Origin of the sequence: Snodgrassella sp. W8135, assembly GCF_016101225.1 — a bacterium.
In the GTDB taxonomy this organism is placed as follows: Bacteria; Pseudomonadota; Gammaproteobacteria; order Burkholderiales; family Neisseriaceae; genus Snodgrassella; species Snodgrassella alvi.
The window spans coordinates 70931-88203 of sequence record NZ_JACFQX010000005.1; the positions used below are offsets into that span (position 1 = coordinate 70931).

Sequence of the window (17273 nt, forward strand, 5' to 3'; positions counted from 1 at the left end):
ATATAAACAAGATAAAATATCAATAAATGAAGTACATTATAAGTGAATATGTTAAAAATATACTCTTTAATGTACTTCATAAAAACGCCTGAAGTTTTTAATAAAATGTGACTCTATATCAAAATAATATCTTTTAAAAAGGTGCAAGTTGTTGCTGCATTTCTTCTGCTCGCGCAACACTGGCAGCCACACCGTCAATTACAACCTGTGTCAGCTGATGCTGGTCAAAAACTGAAGTCGCAGCAAATGTGGTGCCACCTTTAGATGTTACATTTTTTTGTAGTTGAGCAAATTCGGTGCCAGACTGTTCTGCCAGATTTACAGCACCTTTGAATGTTCCAAGTGTCAGACGGTGAGCTTCTTCAGGGCTGAAACCCTGCTGTATGGCAGCCTGTTGCAGGGCATTAAGAAAATAGAAGACATAGGCCGGACCACTGCCACTGATACCAGCGATACGATTAATGCCACTTTCTTCTTCCAGCCATACTACTTCGCCTGTTGTGCGCATGATATTTTCTGCTATGGTTTTGTCTGCTTTACTTATGCCTGCCGGTGCATACATACCGGAGATTCCCTGACCAATTTGGCAGGGGGTGTTGGGCATAATACGGATAATACGCTGATAATTACCCAGAAACTGACTTAAAGTACTTATTGTTAAGCCTGCTGCTATGCTTAATACTAGCGCACCGTTAAGCCGGATACCGGTTGTAGCCTGCTGCATATCTTGCGGTTTAACTGCCAGTACCAGAATATCTGTGGTTGCCAGTTCTGTTAATTTAGCACTGGTACGTACCTGATATCGTTCGCTTAGATATTGTCGTTTATTCTGATTACGGTCAATTACTTCAATTTCATAACCGCCTTGCTGAGTCATACCGGCTACGATAGCTGTTGCCATATTACCACCGCCAAGAAAATATACGTTCATAAGATTTTCCTCAGTTTTTATTAAAAATAATTAACTTAACCGGTAATATTGTCTTAATTGAATAAATTTAAACAATATTGGTTTGTAAAGACTTTTATATTCAATATTAGCTTAATTATAGGTTCAATGTGTAATGGATAAAGTCAATATGGATTGCAGCTTCAGATTCAGCAGCTGAATATTAACTAATTAATATCTTATTCTACTGATTTTATTGATTTTAAAGCTGAAAAGAACCAAATAAAATTACTGGTGTTAATTTGACTATTATGTTAATAATGTATTTTTATCTGATAAATAAAGAATATTTATGTTAAAAATAAAATCAATAGGTCGTAAGGCTTCTTATGGTTTAGTCTTGGTGTTATTAACCAGCATACTGAGTGCTTGTAATACGGCTGGCACCAGTAGTAGGGATAGGGTTAGTAGTACGGATAGCACCAGCAATCAATCAGATTATCGCCATGAAAAAAAGTCATCGGAATTTCTGGGCTTGTCTGCTGCTGCCTATAAGGTACGTGGGGCAGGGAGTATATCTTCATCCATCGAGGGGTATGATTCCAGAATAGGATTCAGGGGGGCAGACTATCAGAGTCCAGGCTTAAGGGCTGTATTTGAAACTCAGCAGCCGGATACTGCGCAATATAAAAATTATTCTGATAACCCGGTAAAACAGGTAGTTACTGAACCTGTTAGTACATTCAGTCTGGATATGGATACAGCCAGTTATGCAAATAGCCGACGGTTTATTGCACATGGCCGGATGCCGCATCCTGATGCAGTGAGAGTAGAAGAGTTCATTAATTATTTTCCAAGTGCTTCGAATGAGAAATTAACGTCAATAACGGGTTCTCCTTTTTCTGCCGGTTATGAGCTCGCACCCAGCCCATGGAATACAGATAAGGTTCTGTTAAGAGTTAATATTAAAGCAAATGATGTCAATTTTAATCAATTACCGCCGTCGAATCTTGTTTTTCTGATAGATACGTCCGGTTCGATGGATGGTGAAGACAGGCTGGATTTGCTTAAACAGTCATTAAAGTTACTGGTAAATGAACTGCGTCCGCAAGATAAGGTTTCTATTGTTACTTATGCCGGAAGTGCCGGAGTGGCGCTGGAATCTACCTCTGGTAGTAATAAAGCCAAAATTATGGCTGCCATTAATAAACTTGAAGCTAGGGGCAGTACCGCTGGCGGAGAAGGGCTGCAGCTGGCTTACAAGATGGCTGAACGGGGCAAAGTAAAAGGTGGAATCAATCGGATATTGCTGGCTACTGATGGTGATTTTAATGTTGGTATTAATAGCACAGAAGAGCTGAAAGCATTTGTCAGCAGAGAAAAAGAAAAGGGTATAACATTATCTACACTTGGTTTTGGTACTAATAATTTCAATGATGCAATGATGGTTCAGATTGCCGATGCAGGTAATGGTAATTACAGCTATATCGATAGTCTCGAAGAAGCGCAAAAGGTATTGCAGGAGGAGATGAGTGCCACTTTGGTTACGGTAGCTAAAGATGTCAAAGCTCAGATCGAATTTAACCCAGCTCAGGTACTCGAGTATCGCCAGATTGGTTATGAAAAACGGCAGTTAAAGCAGGAAGATTTTAATAATGATAAAGTTGATGCAGGTGATATTGGTGCAGGGAAAAAGCTGACGGTTTTATATGAACTGACGCTGGCCGGTGGTAAACCAAGTATTGATCCTTTACGTTATCAGAGCAAAAAATCTGCAACAGCTACAAATGCAAACAATAATGAAATTGCTTTTCTTAAATTACGCTGGAAAGCACCACGTGGTCAAAAAAGTGAACTGGCTTCCCTGCCTATAGAAAAGAAAGCTCTGGCCAGTTCTTTTGCTAAAGCCGGAGTAGAAACACGGTTTATGACCGCAGTAGCAGCATACGGACAAAAATTGCGTAATAATCCTGAACTGTCTAAAACATCTTATCAGCAGATAGCAAGCTGGGCAAATAATGCCAAAGGTGAGGATAAGCAGGGCTACCGTGCTGAATTTGTAAAATTAGTCAGAAAGGCAGCTGCTCTGGAAGATAAAAACAACTAAGGTATGATTCAGTAGCATATTAAATTCTATTTCTAATAGAAAATAAACAGAGTTATTGAACCGGATAGTTTAATAACTAAAAAAGCCAGTTTTTTAAAGCTGGCTTTTTCGTTTTTATTGCTTATGAATCAGTCTTGTTTGCTCACTACAATTATCAGATTTGGTAAATACGAACATTTATGCTTTTGAAGTAATTTAAAGGTTATAATTAATTTCAGTGATAAAAAATAATTGTTTTTAGTTTAATTCAATTTAACTATTGGTTTATGTTCTGCAATCTGAATCTGTATTGTTCAAGTCATGATATGCAGTATGTAATCTAAATGTATAAAACTAATAATAATTATTGAGAAAAAATAAAATACAAGGTTTGACTGTTAGATGAATATCTGAGTATTTTGTAAATAAATTTTATATCGTATTATTTTTGCAATGCTAGAGATAAATCCGGACAAATTATGTCGTAATTAGTGTGTATACAGGTATGAAAAGCAAGATTCCGGGCTGAGGTGTTGATATAAGTAATGATTTATCCGAACCAATATAATCTGAGTATAATCAGTTTCGTTTAGCATGTTTAGCTGATTATCAGGTTTTTATGAAATCCGCCGGGTAAGCACTCATCGGATTGTAAATGGCATTATTATGAAAAATATACTTTCAATTCAGTCTCACGTGGTATTTGGTCATGCAGGTAACAGTGCTACTGTTTTTCCTATCCGTCGGTTAGGTGTCAATGTCTGGCCATTAAATACAGTACAGTTTTCTAACCATACTCAGTACAAGCAATGGAAAGGTATGGTAATGCCGGCTGCACATTTACTGGATATTGCAGATGGTATTGCTGCAATTGATGAATTAAAAAATTGTGATGCTGTACTAAGTGGTTATATGGGTTCAGCTGAGCAAGGCAATGCGATTACTGATATTGTCAGAAAAGTGAAACAGGCTAACCCGCAAGCCATTTATTTTTGTGATCCGGTAATGGGACATCCGGAAAAAGGCTGTATTGTGGCAGGTGGTGTAGCTGAATTTTTGTGTGATGTGGCTTTGCCGCTGAGTGATATGATTGCGCCGAATCTGTTTGAGCTGGAAGAATTGAACAACAAACAACGTATTCATAATGTTGAGGAAGCAGTTGCAGCCTGTCGTGCTTTATGCAATAAAGGTCCGCGGGTGGTTCTGGTGAAACATTTGAGCCGTGCCGGCTATCAGACAGACCGTTTTGAAATGCTGCTGGTCACTGCTGAGGAAGCATGGCATATTCACCGGCCACTGGTGGATTTTGGTGAACGGCAGCCGGTAGGTGTGGGAGATATGACCAGTGGTATTTTTCTGGCTGATTATCTGTCCGGTAAGACCTTGCTGGAGTCATTTGAGCATACTACTGCTGCAGTATACGGCGTTATGCTGGAAACTCTGAAACGCCGGCAGTATGAGTTGCAGTTGGTCGCTGCTCAAGAAGAAATTGCTCATTCTACACATCGCTTTCAGGCTGAGAAAATAGCCTGATTGATTTATATATTTATCATAATGATGATAATTTTTGTGCTGCCGGTAAGAAATCCTTACCGGCATAATTTTATTTCTAAGAATTATTTTCTGTCTGAGTGTAGTTGCGCTGCCCGAAAATTGCACTGCCTACCCGTACATGAGTAGCTCCGCAAGCTATAGCAATACTTAAATCCGCGCTCATACCCATTGATAATACATCAACTGCAAAGCCGACCTGGTGCAAGTACTGTAACAGGTTTTGCATCTGTTGAAACTGTTGCTGTAATTCAGAGTCTGTGCTGCCGGCCTTGGCTACACACATAAGTCCGCGCAGTTTAAGACGAGGTAATGCGCTGATGATATTAGCCAGTGCCAGTAATTCGCTTTTATCCGGACTAATACCATGTTTATTGCTTTCTGCTGAAATATTCACCTCAATGCAGACATTGAGTGGTGGTAAACATTCAGGACGCTGCTCATGCAGCCTCCGGGCAATTTTTTCACGATCAATAGTGTGTACCCAGTGTGCCCGTTCTGCCACAATTCGGCTTTTATTTGACTGAATATACCCTATCATGTGCCAAACAATATCCAGTTCAGCAAGCTGACTGGTTTTTTCGCTGAATTCCTGAATATAGTTTTCACCAAAATCGCGTTGGCCAGCCTCATATAAAGTAACGATATCATTGATAGGAAAGGTTTTACTGACAGCAATTAGCTGTACCGGCTGTGGGGCCGCAGTTTGCCGGCAGACATCATTTATGTTTGCCAGTACCTGTTGCCAGTGTTGAATTAAGATGACTGTATTTTTCATAATTAATGGTATTTTTCAATTTTTCTGATTAGATCTAAGTATATTTGTAAAAATTTTGGCATAGTGACAAATATTTTCATTTTAAAGATACGACAACTTGATTAGAATAAGAACCATATTTTGTGCCTGTATTATGCAGGCAAGCATAATGGAGTAAATATGCAGATAACCGATTTATTGGCCTTCGGCGTTAAAAATAAAGCTTCCGACTTGCATCTGAGTGCTGGTCTGCCTCCCATGATACGCGTTAATGGTGATATCCGTCGTATCAATCTGCCTGAACTGAGTGCAGAAGAAGTAGGCAAAATGATTGCTTCTATCATGAACGATTATCAGCGCAAGGAATATCAGCAAAACCTGGAAACTGACTTTTCGTTCGAATTGCCCAATGTATCGCGGTTCCGTGTTAATGCCTTTAATACTGAACGCGGTCCTGCAGCCGTTATGCGTACCATTCCGAGTAAAGTTCTTACACTTGAAGAACTGAGGGCTCCGGCAATTTTTCAGAAAATTGCAGAACTGCCACGCGGGCTGGTACTGGTAACCGGCCCTACTGGTTCCGGTAAATCAACTACACTGGCAGCAATGATCGACTATATCAATAATAATGATGCCGGTCATATTCTAACAATTGAAGACCCGATTGAGTTTGTCCATCAAAGTAAAAAATCGTTGGTAAATCAGCGTGAACTGCATCAGCATACTCATAGTTTCGCCAATGCCCTGCGTTCGGCACTGCGTGAAGATCCGGATGTGATTCTGGTAGGCGAAATGCGTGACCCTGAAACGATTGGTCTGGCCTTAACTGCTGCCGAAACAGGTCACTTGGTATTCGGCACTTTACATACCACAGGTGCTGCTAAAACCGTTGACCGTATTGTGGATGTATTCCCTGCAGGCGAAAAAGAAATGGTTCGTTCTATGCTGTCAGAAAGTTTGCAGGCAGTGATTTCTCAGACTCTGCTTAAAACCAAAGATGGTAACGGCCGTGTGGCAGCACATGAAATTATGATCAGTAATCCGGCAGTACGTAACCTGATTCGAGAAAACAAAATTGCTCAGATCAACTCTACTTTACAAACTGGTCAGAAATTTGGAATGCAGACACTCGATCAGTGTTTACAGCAATTAGTGCGTGAAAACCGTATTAGTATAGATGTTGCACGTGCCAAAGCAGTAAGTCCGGATCAGCTGGTAGGCTAATTGTTTGTTGTTTTTATATAGGAAAGTGTATTGATATGGGTACGTTGAAAGGTTCTGCTGAGGAGTCGTCCGCTTTGACTGATTTACTTGCAGATATGGTTAAACATTATCAACATCCTGCAGCAACCGGGGCTACCGATAATTCTGCTTCCGGTACAGCTGCCAATACATCCACAGTGACAACAGAACAACCGCAGTCTAATGTTGTTGCAAAAGAGGTTACGGTAACGACAGCAAACCAAATATCAACGCCAAACACAAAAGCCACTGCCGGAAATATGACAAAATCTGCTGTTACAGCGGTATCACAAACTGAAAAAGCTGTATCTGTACCGGTTGCAGAACGTATTCCTGCAAAGACTTCTGTTACTTCTGAAATCAATACAATGACAAAACCTACAAGCACAATGACAGATTCACATACACCAGATATCAGTGCAGCTGCCTCTGCCAGTTCTCCTGCTTCCCTTACTCTCGAACGGGAAACCATCCACCTCCATCCGGTACTGGAAAAAATGGCTGTGGAAGCTGTGCGTTTAAATGCTGCTGATATCTTTATCAGTCCCGGATTCCCGCCATCATGGAAAATAGATGGTAAGATCACACCGGCGCCTACTAAGCCTTTAACTGCAGATGAAACTGCCAAAATTGCTATGTCAACCATGACCATGGCGCAACGTCAGCGGTTTATCCAAGAACTGGATCTGAATTATTCCATTATTGCTAAAAACGGCGTGCGCTTCAGGGTAAATGCCTATCATGAACAAGGTCGGGTAGGTATGGTACTGCGCCGGATTACCACCGATATTCCAACTACTGAAAGCCTTTTTCTCCCACCGGTGCTGGACGAGCTGGTAATGAAAAAACGCGGGCTGATTATTCTTGCCGGTCCTACCGGTAGCGGTAAATCCACTACTATGGCTGCTATGCTGGATTATCGCAATGCTAATTCTGCTGGCCATATTCTGACTATTGAAGATCCGATTGAATATGTTCATAAACCTAAGAAAAGCATTATTACTCATCGCGAGGTAGGCGTAGATACACTGAGCTGGGATAATGCTATGCAAAGTGCACTGCGTGAGGCTCCTGATGTAGTCTGTGTGGGGGAGGTGCGCAGTGATGAAAGCATGGAGTATGCATTAAAGCTGGCTCAAACTGGCCACTTATGCTTTTTTACTCTGCATGCCAGCAGTGCAAATCAGGCTATTGAACGTATTCTGAACTTTTATCCGGAAGAGCAGCATAAACAAGTATTGATGGATTTGGCACTGAATCTGGTATGTATTATTGGTCAGCGCCTGGCTTCGAAAAAAGATGGTAAAGGCCGTCGTGCTGTGGTTGACTTGCTTATTAATACCGTAACTGTTCAGGACTATATCTACAAAGGCGAATTAATGCAGATAAAAGAACTGATGGCTAAAGCAGGTAATGATGGCATGCAAACTTTTGATCAGTGTCTGTTTCAGTTATATGCTGATGGTATTATTGATTTTGACGAAGCCTTGCGTCAGTCTGATTCACCCAATGACTTACGTTTACGTATTAATCTGTATGAACAGGGTGAAAAGGGTGCGGCAATCTTTGATACTGGGGCAGATTTGAATCTGATTTAAATTAATTAAATGTATTAATCAGCTATGATTTCGAATATTCAGGCAAAGCTATATGCTTTGCCTGTTATATTATCGGCTTGATCTATCAGCCTGTAATTTTAACTGTATTTACTACGGAATAATCAATCACCATGAAAGCCATGATTCTTGCTGCCGGACGCGGTGAGCGTATGCGTCCACTGACAGATACTTGTCCGAAACCATTGCTGAATGTTGGTGGTATACCTTTAATTGCTCATCATTTACGGCGGTTAAAGGCAGCCGGATTTAATGATATTGTTATTAATCATGCCTGGCTTGGACAACAAATTGAAGATACTTTAGGCTCAGGGCATGCTTATGGCGTGGATATCCGTTATTCAGCAGAAGCCGAGGGTGGGTTGGAAACGGCCGGAGGGATTGCTACAGCCTTACCTTTATTGGGTCATGCCCCTTTTCTGGTTATAAACGGAGATGTCTTAACCGATATTGATTTTGCACAGGCTTTCAAGATTAGTAAAAAGTTACAGCAAACAGGTAAGCTGGCACATTTATGGCTGGTTAATAATTCGGGACATCATCCAGAAGGTGATTTTAGCCTGACGGACCAAGGAGATATTATTGATCGACAGCCAGAAAACCTGACATTTACTTTCAGTGGTGTAGGTGTTTATCATCCAGCTCTTTTTAATGAGATACCAAGATATACCCGGGCTAAACTGGCACCTTTGTTGCGTACAGCTATGCAAACCGGGCTGGTGAGCGGTGAGTATTATGATGGCTATTGGCTGGATGTAGGTACAGTAGAGCGATTGCAACAAGCAAATCAATGGTTTGCTGAAAAAATATCATGAATCACTAACAGATATGATTAATATACGGTAACATAATTTACTCAGCTGGCAGAGCGAATATCCGTTTTATAAGATAGTGTCACAACCGGTCAGCATAAATCCTTGTTTTTCAGCGATTAAGTAGTAAAACATGCAAAAACAGCCGACAGAGCAAACTCATATTCGAATTCTGGGCGTTGATCCTGGCAGCCGAGTTACCGGCTTTGGAGTTATTGATGTCATCGGTAGCCAGCATATTTATGTGGCTTCCGGTTGTATTAAAACGACTTTAGGTGCCCCATTAGCTGAGCGTATCCGTATAATCGTTCAAAATTTACGTGAGGTGATTACAACCTATCAGCCAACGCAAACTGCTGTAGAACAGGTTTTTGTCAATGTTAATCCTGCTGCAACATTGGTACTGGGACAGGCTCGTGGAGCCGTATTGGCAGCATTAACCCTGGGAGAACTGCCTGTATTTGAATATACTGCATTACAGGTCAAACAGGCTGTAGTAGGTAAGGGGAAAGCTGCTAAAGAGCAGGTGCAGCATATGGTAGTGCAAATGCTGTCACTCTCGGGTACGCCTCAGGCTGATGCTGCGGATGCTTTAGCGGTAGCATTAACTCATGCTTTACGAAATTATAGTCTGGCTTCAAAAATTCAACAGGGGCTAACCATTAAATCTGGTCGTTTTCGTTGAATTCTGTCTGCCAGACGATATTCTGCTATTTGTCAAAGTACTTATTTCTATTTTCTATGTGCAGAACAATACAATTAGTAAATTATAATTTTTGTTGATAAAATCTATAACGCTGTAGGTGGTAAATAGATGGTAAATTCGTTGATAGGCTGAAGTAAAACGCTGTAGGGATGCTGCTGTTCATCCTCATTAACTAAATTCATTCTACTTAACAGGCCAAATTGTGCTGACTCAAGTTTTGCCGGCTTTACGTCCAGTCGATCATGCCAAACACGGTAAGTTCCCAATTTGCCATTACGCCGGTAGTAGAAGCCGGCCAGTGGATGAGTCAGATATACCAGTGCAGTTTCATTATCAGGAAACCCCTGAAAATGAAATTGTTGGTCTGGCTGCTGGCTTAATTGTACCTGTGCAGATGCCCAGTCAGACTGTGTATGCATTTCATAATGCTGGTAACATTTGGAAAGTGGGTCAAAGTGACAATAAAAACTTATTTTGCCCCGATGCCAGGGTAATTTCCATACATTCCGGGGTACCATAATCGTCCAGGAATCCAGAGTTGTGCCCAAAAACCAGACACAGCGTTCACCAGTAGTGGTATCTATAATATAAATTCTATAGTTGGTTTGCCCCATGGTAAAAACAGGGAACGGATAAACGGCTGAAGTGAAATCAACATCTATAAAAGGTACTACTGATAACAAGCCTTTTTGCTCACCATTAATTATGACACTATCCAGCTGAAAACGTGATGGAAATAATCCTGCAAATCTCTCTGCATCAATCGCGTAAGTAATAATAGCAAAATGTTTTAATTTACAGTCTACATCTATGCCTGATGGAGCAGGACGCGGATGCAGAAAATCTTTAAATTTAAGAGGCGTTAGCATATCAATACCTTTAATTCTTATCTGAAAATCTAATCAGTATCAGGAATCATAAAATTTCCTAAACTAAGTATATATATTAAATTTACAAAAATAAACATAAATTAATATATATTATAAATTTAATCTAAAGATTTACATTATAAATAAATGATAATCCTATATCATAAATTAATAGTTTTATATATAAAGAATATTAGATAAGAATTATATTTTTAAAAGCTAATTAGCTTATTGTAAACGGGGGAATATTCATTTAATATATTTGTCATAATTGTAAAATTATTTAATTTAAATATTATGTGAATAAATTAAAAAGAGCATTATGCAATGATAGAATTGGCTTTAACACCAATATATAAATGACAAAACATCTTTGCGAATATTAAATCGTTGTGGCTCAGCCTAACTGCACTAACGGCAAATGTAGATGAAAGTAAACTTTATCATGTTCCTATAAGGCTAGGGTCGTTTAATCAAACGTTTAAATCCATAACGCACACTCCAACCCGCTATCAGCGCCAGTACAATGCCACCAATAAAATCAATAAAGAGATGTCGCCGAAGCTGGATGATCGATAAGACTATAGTCATTCCCCATAGTAGTAAAATTATATTGCGCAGAGGGTGGAACTTGTCTAATGCACCCCAGATAGCAAGTGATGTTAAGGTAACATGCAGTGAAGGAAAACAGTTTACTGACTCATCAATTTCAATCAGTTTTGCCAGTAACCATGAACTGACTGAATTACCGCTATCGACCGGATAAATCATCGTGGTTGGAAAAATAAGGTAACACAGGGCAGCCAGAATCCCGCTAAGTACAAAACAGCCAGACATCCAGCACAGGCGTTTATAAGGGGCAATAAAAAAGCAAATTGGAATAATTAAAAAAAATGAGAGATAAGTCCAGATAGCATGAGGTGTAAATTCAATCCATTTATCGATTATTGACGGTGCAAGTAAACTCGGTTCATGCTGCAGATGGGCTGAACCATGATAAGCCATTCCGACCATCCCCCAACTTGTAAATAAATAAACGCATCGCATCCAGAAGTGTTTCATTGAACACCTCGCTCGCGAATAATTCGTCGCCTTTTTTGCGAAAATTCGGCAGGTATCGTGGTAACAGACATGAGTTTCCACTTTAGCTGAGTAACATTGGCACCTTGCTGAATAAAATGTGCAGTTAATGCCTGTTGGCATTGACTTAAATATGCTTGTGAACAGCAGGCAATCAGCTCAATACTGTTATCCTGATGCTGAATCAGACGATAATCACTAGTTAATGGTAAATTATTGGCAATCACGCGACTGCAATAGTCAGCAAAAATAGTTAACGGATTTCCTTGCTGATCGGTAAGTGATAGCTGATCATCGCATCGCCCTTCAATATGTGAAATTGCCATCCCTTGCCGTCCACAAAGGCAGGGCGTTTGGCGCCGGACTAAAATATCATCTAACTGATAGCGTACAATGGGCTGGGTTTCACGAGTAAAATCAGTAATAATCGGCATAAAGCGATTTTCGTCTAACCAGCACGGTTCGATATAGATGAACTCTTCATTTAAGTGAAGTGTACCAAGCGGGCAGGTAGCAGCAAGAAAACCTTCGGTAGCCTGATAAACTTCAGCCAACTGATTAAAGACCTGTTTGATAATTTGTTTGTCCTGATCTTCAAGTACTTCAGCAGCAGAGATTACCAGAACCGGATTTACTGTCAGCTTACCATTAAGCTTTTCTGTTGCCAGAGCACGCAATACTTGTGCTGGTGCCACGATGATGTTAGGTTGATATTCATTCAGCGATTGGATCTGTTGCTGAAAATTATCAAATAGACCATAAAAACGAAAAGTTAACCAATGGCTGTTGGTGCTATGATAAAGGTGATTATCGGCTCTTAAAAATAATGCAACCCGTTCTTTAGTCATTAATCCGCGAGGTAACATTTTTGCCAGTATTCCGCCTGCCCAGATTAGTTGCTCTCTAGGACTCACAATAAATAGACCACGTTGCCCTGATGTCCCCGAAGATAACCCCACACTGAACTTACCCATTCTGGCACTAAAGTCACGCTGTTGTTCGCTTTGCTGAGCCAAGGTTAATAATGAATCACAAGTCAGATTCTCTGTATTCATTTGATCAAAATGTGCCATCATCAGCTGTTTGTTCATTAAAGGCCATGATTCAAACGGTTGATTAATGAATTGGCTGAAATAAGGACTTTTGGTTAATACACGCTGTTTAAATTTTTTTAGCTGTTTAATTTGATAAGCTTCAAGATCAGCGCGTTGTTTAAATATTAAGTGTTTTGTGCGCCAGTAATACCAAAGTATTTTTAATAGCCTCATTCCTCACCTTCATGGCTTAAATAAATGGTCACGTCAGGATGATAAGAGAGTTGATGGAGCTGATTAAGAGTGTATTCAAAAGCTCTGGAATCAGCCATAATCAATTGGGCAAAGCGAGATGGCTTTCTTAAATCTTGATAATTTTCTTTGACCCATGCAGCATCACTGGCTAGCAGAGTCCAGCCCTCATCAGTTAAAATAAATGCGCCAATATGGCCGACAGCATGGCCTGGTAAAGGAACTAAAATCACTTGTTCTTTACTGTTTGGCAAGATGTAGCCCTGAGTAAAAGGAGCAAGTTCAGGAGCAAGCTGACAAATTTCAAAATGTTCTACAAAACTCACCCGCTGTTCAAAATCAGACGGAATAAGATCAGGTACAAATCCTTGTTTAAGAGCAAAAAAACCGCGTAAAGGTTTGAGTGTTTTCCAGCCCTGTTGTGAGCAGATGAAATGGCTGTGAGTGAAATCTTTCAGTCCGGCGATATGATCGCCATGAAAATGTGAAATAATGACATTTTGGATACTTGCAAGATCAATACCCAAGGTAATAAATTGCTCTTTAAGAGATTCCCCTTTATTGAGATAGACAGGTGTGGTTTTCTGATAAAGTTTAAAGATACCTGTTTGTGTATATTGCTTAAAATAGTCAGCATAGCCAGTGTCCCATAGCCAGCGGTATCCATCAACTTCAATAAGCCAGGCGCGTGCTGGGAACTGACACACGTTAAAACCTGCTCCGCGCATGGACATGCAAGCAATATGAGTACAATATCCGGCTTTGAACGGGGTAATTCTGGCCATTTATACATGCCCGCTTTGCTGTAACCATTGTGCTGTCAGATGTATACTTTCATTCATATTATATAGAGGCTGATAATCTAAACGTTCAATCGCCATTTTCTGACTTAAAGTCATATCAAAATAGAGCGTACCGACACTGTAACGGGTTAGTGCCGGTTCTTTGTTTGTTAATGATGCGATACCCTCAAGCAAAGCAGCTGTGCCATATAATAATCTGTAGGGTAGTGACCGGGTTTTGTAGTGAAGATTTAACTGATCTTTTAATAATAAATGAATTAGGTCATCAAGTTTGCAGGGTTGCTGATTGGTAATATTAAAAGCATTACCAGACTGAATATTCTGCTTATCAGAGGCCAGGTACAAGGCATGAACGACGTTAAGAACAAAGGTAAGGTCTACAAAAGCCTGACCGCCACCAGGCAAATATAAAATACCTCCGGTACGGTTTAATAATGCCAGTATACGGGGAATAATCACTCTGTCATGAGGACCGAAAATGCCTCGTGGTCTTAAGATTAAATAAACAGTATCCGGATAAAGCTTTACGCATTCCTGAATGCGTTTTTCTGCTTCATATTTGGTATTTGCATAATGATTTGCAAAATGTTCAGCAAGATAATCTTCAGTAATATTCTGATGAGATTGAAAATCAAAATAAATTGAAGGTGTTGATATATGAATAAAACGTTTAATACCAGATTTTCCGGCAAACTGAGCCAAACGTGCAGTAACAACGGTATTGGCCTGATAAAACCATTCATATCTTCCCCATGGGGAAGATAAAGCTGCACAATGCCAGACAATATCACAATCAGAAAGAAGTTGAAGATAATCCGTATCAGTTGCGGTAACTAAGTCCAGTGCAGTAAATTGTGCACCGAGTGTTGCCAGCTCTTTTCCCGCTATTTGATTACGACCCGTGGCATGAACCTGATGGCCTTGTGTCAGTAACCATTCTACTGCATTGCGCCCCAAACCACTGGTTGCACCAGTCACTAAAAATTTCATGGCAGCAGAATCATCCCGCCTAGGGTTAGCCCTGCAGCAGTTCCTATTAGCATAGCTGGTTTCCCCGGATTAAAACGATTGGTGATTACCGCTTCATGCAATGCACTGGGAATTGATGCGGCTACCTGATTACCTCGAAAACGATAAATATCAATTATCGATTCGTTAGGAATAGTAAGCCGTTTACGCATATGTTCCAGTGATAAATGGCTGGCTTGATGAGGAATAACCGTAGCTATATCAGAGAGAGTTAAGTTAGCCTGATTTAATAAACGAGCTAAATATGGCTCAATCAAAGCAGATGCCAGTCTGAATAGTGGTTTACCTTGCATACGGAAAAGGCAATCATTTTCATCCATGCCGGTTTTAATATTCCGACGGCTACCGCCACCACTGATTTCACAAAAATCAATGCCATTAGTATGTGTTTCTAATAAACAGGCAAGAATACCACTACAACCATCGCCTTTTTCGACAATGGCACAAGCAGCGCCGTCTCCAAAGATTAAAGATGACTCTTCATCCTGCCAGTTCAGACCACGTGATGCTAAATCTGCCGAAACAATAGCGATGCGCTTATAAGCTCCGGTATTTAACAGACCTGCTGCTACCTGTAGTGCACTGATAAAACTTACACAACTGGTATTAACATCAAAGTTAGCAATGGTGTTGGATAACGTGCTGGCTTTTAAAATATGTGCTGCTGTATACGGTAAGGCCTGGACAGGAAGTGCACAGGCTGAAATCAGTAAATCAATAGATTCTGCTGAAATATTACAACGAGTTAGCGCATCATTAATGGCTGCTGCCGCTAAATCAGCCTGCTTTAAATGATGGTCAGCATGATAACGATAAAGAATGCCGGAACGTTTCAGCGTATAACCTGCCGGTTTGTTCAGCTTTTTATCCAGATCTGCTGCCTCAATTCTATCCGGAGGTAAAGCAGTTCCGGTGGAAAGAATTTTAATCGGAACTAAGTTTTTATTTAGTAGTTCATTGACTTTAAACAAAATATGTACACTCCATACTATTTTGTAAAAATTGCATTGTAATTCAAATATTTATTAAATAAATGTTATTTTTTTATTTTTTCATGATAATAAATGATAATTATAAGTATTTTAAGTAAATATTTTTGATTTTATTTTAATTTTTATTGTGTATGGGTTAAATCCTTATTATAAAAAAGTAATCTGGTTGCTATTCACAAATCTGCCCAGATATTTATATATCTAAGGTACAAATACAGATATAAACTAATCCAGTTATGTATAGATATGAATAATTATAAATTATTGAATTAAATAGTTTAAATTGGGAATATTTAAAAATTTTAGTTGATTTAACTTTATTTACAAGGCTAAAACAATAACTTGAATAAATAAAATATGCTTAGTTATGCAATAAATCAGTAATAAACATATCTGTAATTAGTTGATAAATCTTTTTTTACTTCTTTAAGTTTTAACTAAATCACTAGACACCTCAAATGTACTATTCTATTGCCGTAAGTATATAAAATTTCTTCAGGAAATTAAAAAATAACTGTAATCAACTAAATTATAAATAAATTAAATTATCATAATCAAAAGTAATTGAGTTAAAATAATGTTAATTGGGTTTATAACGGTATGTATTATAAATAAATTAAGCAATGAGGTTAAATTTATTTATAAAAAAACCCGCTGATGCGGGCTTTAGAGCTAATCAGTTAAAATTATTTATCATATTCACTGATAATTTGTTTAGCTGTTTTACCATTAAGTTTGCTTTTAAGTTCTTCAGCTATTTTAGCATCATTGCGATTATTGGCAGGATTAGTTGCCGCTTTAGCTGTTACATTAACAAGTGCACGAGCAAAAGCAGCTTTATCTGTATCACTTAATTTTTCAGTAGCTGCTTGTACAGAACTGGTATAAGTTTCTACTGTTGTAAAATCAACTTTAGGACCATCATCACCACCACAACCAACTAATGCAAAACTTAATAATGATACAGCTAATAGTTTTTTAAACATTTTATTCCTTAAAAGTAAATATTTTAAAAGAATTGATATTTTTATACTAAAAAAGTTAATTTTCAAGCAAAAAATGTAATTTAATCGAAAATAATTTATGACTGTGTCAGTTTGTATTTCAAGATTGTGAATTTAGTGCAACATATTTTTTTATAATAAATAAAAGCGTTATTAGAAATTATGTCTGATTTTACGCTTAAAATATGTTCTCTAATAATTTTTATTTAGAAAAACTTTAATGTCGGCAAATCAAGTGAAGAACTAAATAGTTATGATATAAACAATATAATGACTATTTAATCATTAATTTGTGGCTCATATCTGGATTTAGATAAAAATAAGCTTTCTGTTTTTAAGCAGCAACCAGGTGTTTTATTTGATAAATTTTACAAATATAATTGAATTGACAGGTATTATTGTGTTTTATAGTTCTTATATCTGTTAGCTTAATTGAAAAATTATGTATTTCTAATTTTACTCACCAATTCATGAATAAAGTATGAATTGGTGAGACTTCGAAATACTGGCAGACTTTCCAAACAAGTAGATCAATATTATCAGCTAAGATT

Annotated in this window: 15 protein-coding genes; 6 read left to right on the plus strand and 9 right to left on the minus strand. The window is 38.7% G+C overall.

What is annotated here, in order from left to right; genetic code table 11:
- Positions 1–133: 133 nt before the first annotated feature.
- Complete coding sequence (proC, locus tag H3T75_RS09650) at positions 134–931, minus strand: pyrroline-5-carboxylate reductase (RefSeq protein WP_078475016.1); 798 nt, start codon at positions 929–931, stop codon at positions 134–136.
- A 310-nt stretch (positions 932–1241) separates the two neighbouring features.
- Here proC and H3T75_RS09655 point away from each other — a divergent pair, with 310 nt between their 5' ends.
- Both H3T75_RS09655 and pdxY read left to right on the plus strand, forming a co-directional pair.
- The gene (locus H3T75_RS09655; protein ID WP_198211609.1) at positions 1242–2996 is read left to right on the plus strand and encodes a VWA domain-containing protein; all 1755 of its coding nucleotides are present in this window, start codon (positions 1242–1244) and stop codon (positions 2994–2996) included.
- A 645-nt stretch (positions 2997–3641) separates the two neighbouring features.
- A complete protein-coding gene (gene pdxY / locus H3T75_RS09660) occupies positions 3642–4508 on the plus strand; it encodes a pyridoxal kinase PdxY (RefSeq protein WP_198211610.1) in 867 nt (288 codons plus the stop codon).
- 76 nt (positions 4509–4584) lie between these two features.
- Here the strand turns inward: pdxY and H3T75_RS09665 are convergent, their stop codons facing one another.
- Positions 4585–5304 carry a YggS family pyridoxal phosphate-dependent enzyme gene (locus H3T75_RS09665; protein ID WP_084565110.1) on the minus strand — a complete coding sequence of 240 codons (720 nt, stop codon included), beginning with the start codon at positions 5302–5304 and terminating at the stop codon, positions 4585–4587.
- Between the two features lie 159 nt (positions 5305–5463).
- Here H3T75_RS09665 and H3T75_RS09670 point away from each other — a divergent pair, with 159 nt between their 5' ends.
- From H3T75_RS09670 to ruvC, 4 genes are all read left to right on the plus strand, one after another.
- Entirely contained in the window at positions 5464–6507 is a 1044-nt protein-coding gene (locus H3T75_RS09670) for a type IV pilus twitching motility protein PilT (protein WP_025329881.1), read from the plus strand.
- A gap of 386 nt (positions 6508–6893) precedes the next feature.
- A complete protein-coding gene (locus tag H3T75_RS09675; RefSeq protein ID WP_198211632.1) occupies positions 6894–8123 on the plus strand; it encodes a PilT/PilU family type 4a pilus ATPase in 1230 nt (409 codons plus the stop codon).
- Between the two features lie 131 nt (positions 8124–8254).
- On the plus strand, positions 8255–8956 hold the full coding sequence (gene murU / locus H3T75_RS09680) for an N-acetylmuramate alpha-1-phosphate uridylyltransferase MurU (RefSeq protein ID WP_084584953.1): 702 nt from the start codon (positions 8255–8257) through the stop codon (positions 8954–8956).
- 130 nt (positions 8957–9086) lie between these two features.
- Positions 9087–9638 carry a crossover junction endodeoxyribonuclease RuvC gene (gene ruvC / locus H3T75_RS09685; protein ID WP_198190467.1) on the plus strand — a complete coding sequence of 184 codons (552 nt, stop codon included), beginning with the start codon at positions 9087–9089 and terminating at the stop codon, positions 9636–9638.
- Between the two features lie 104 nt (positions 9639–9742).
- On the opposite strand, the gene H3T75_RS09690 is transcribed toward ruvC, so the two are convergent.
- The 7 genes from H3T75_RS09690 to H3T75_RS09720 all read right to left on the minus strand — a co-directional run bounded on the left by H3T75_RS09690 (position 9743) and on the right by H3T75_RS09720 (position 16704).
- Entirely contained in the window at positions 9743–10528 is a 786-nt protein-coding gene (locus tag H3T75_RS09690; protein ID WP_198211611.1) for a DUF2071 domain-containing protein, read from the minus strand.
- A gap of 459 nt (positions 10529–10987) precedes the next feature.
- Entirely contained in the window at positions 10988–11590 is a 603-nt protein-coding gene (locus tag H3T75_RS09695) for a phosphatase PAP2 family protein (RefSeq protein ID WP_198211612.1), read from the minus strand.
- Positions 11587–12876 (minus strand): F390 synthetase-related protein, encoded by a 1290-nt coding sequence (locus H3T75_RS09700; protein WP_198211613.1) that lies wholly within the window; start codon positions 12874–12876, stop codon positions 11587–11589. Before H3T75_RS09700 ends, H3T75_RS09695 begins: the two co-directional genes overlap by 4 nt.
- Positions 12873–13679 (minus strand): MBL fold metallo-hydrolase, encoded by an 807-nt coding sequence (locus H3T75_RS09705; RefSeq protein ID WP_198211614.1) that lies wholly within the window; start codon positions 13677–13679, stop codon positions 12873–12875. The genes H3T75_RS09700 and H3T75_RS09705 overlap by 4 nt, the downstream gene beginning before the upstream one ends.
- On the minus strand, positions 13680–14687 hold the full coding sequence (locus H3T75_RS09710) for an NAD(P)-dependent oxidoreductase (RefSeq protein WP_198211615.1): 1008 nt from the start codon (positions 14685–14687) through the stop codon (positions 13680–13682).
- Entirely contained in the window at positions 14684–15697 is a 1014-nt protein-coding gene (locus tag H3T75_RS09715; RefSeq protein ID WP_037476177.1) for a 3-oxoacyl-[acyl-carrier-protein] synthase III C-terminal domain-containing protein, read from the minus strand. The genes H3T75_RS09710 and H3T75_RS09715 overlap by 4 nt, the downstream gene beginning before the upstream one ends.
- Positions 15698–16404: 707 nt before the next feature.
- Complete coding sequence (locus H3T75_RS09720; protein ID WP_037476179.1) at positions 16405–16704, minus strand: DUF6694 family lipoprotein; 300 nt, start codon at positions 16702–16704, stop codon at positions 16405–16407.
- Positions 16705–17273 lie beyond the last annotated feature (569 nt).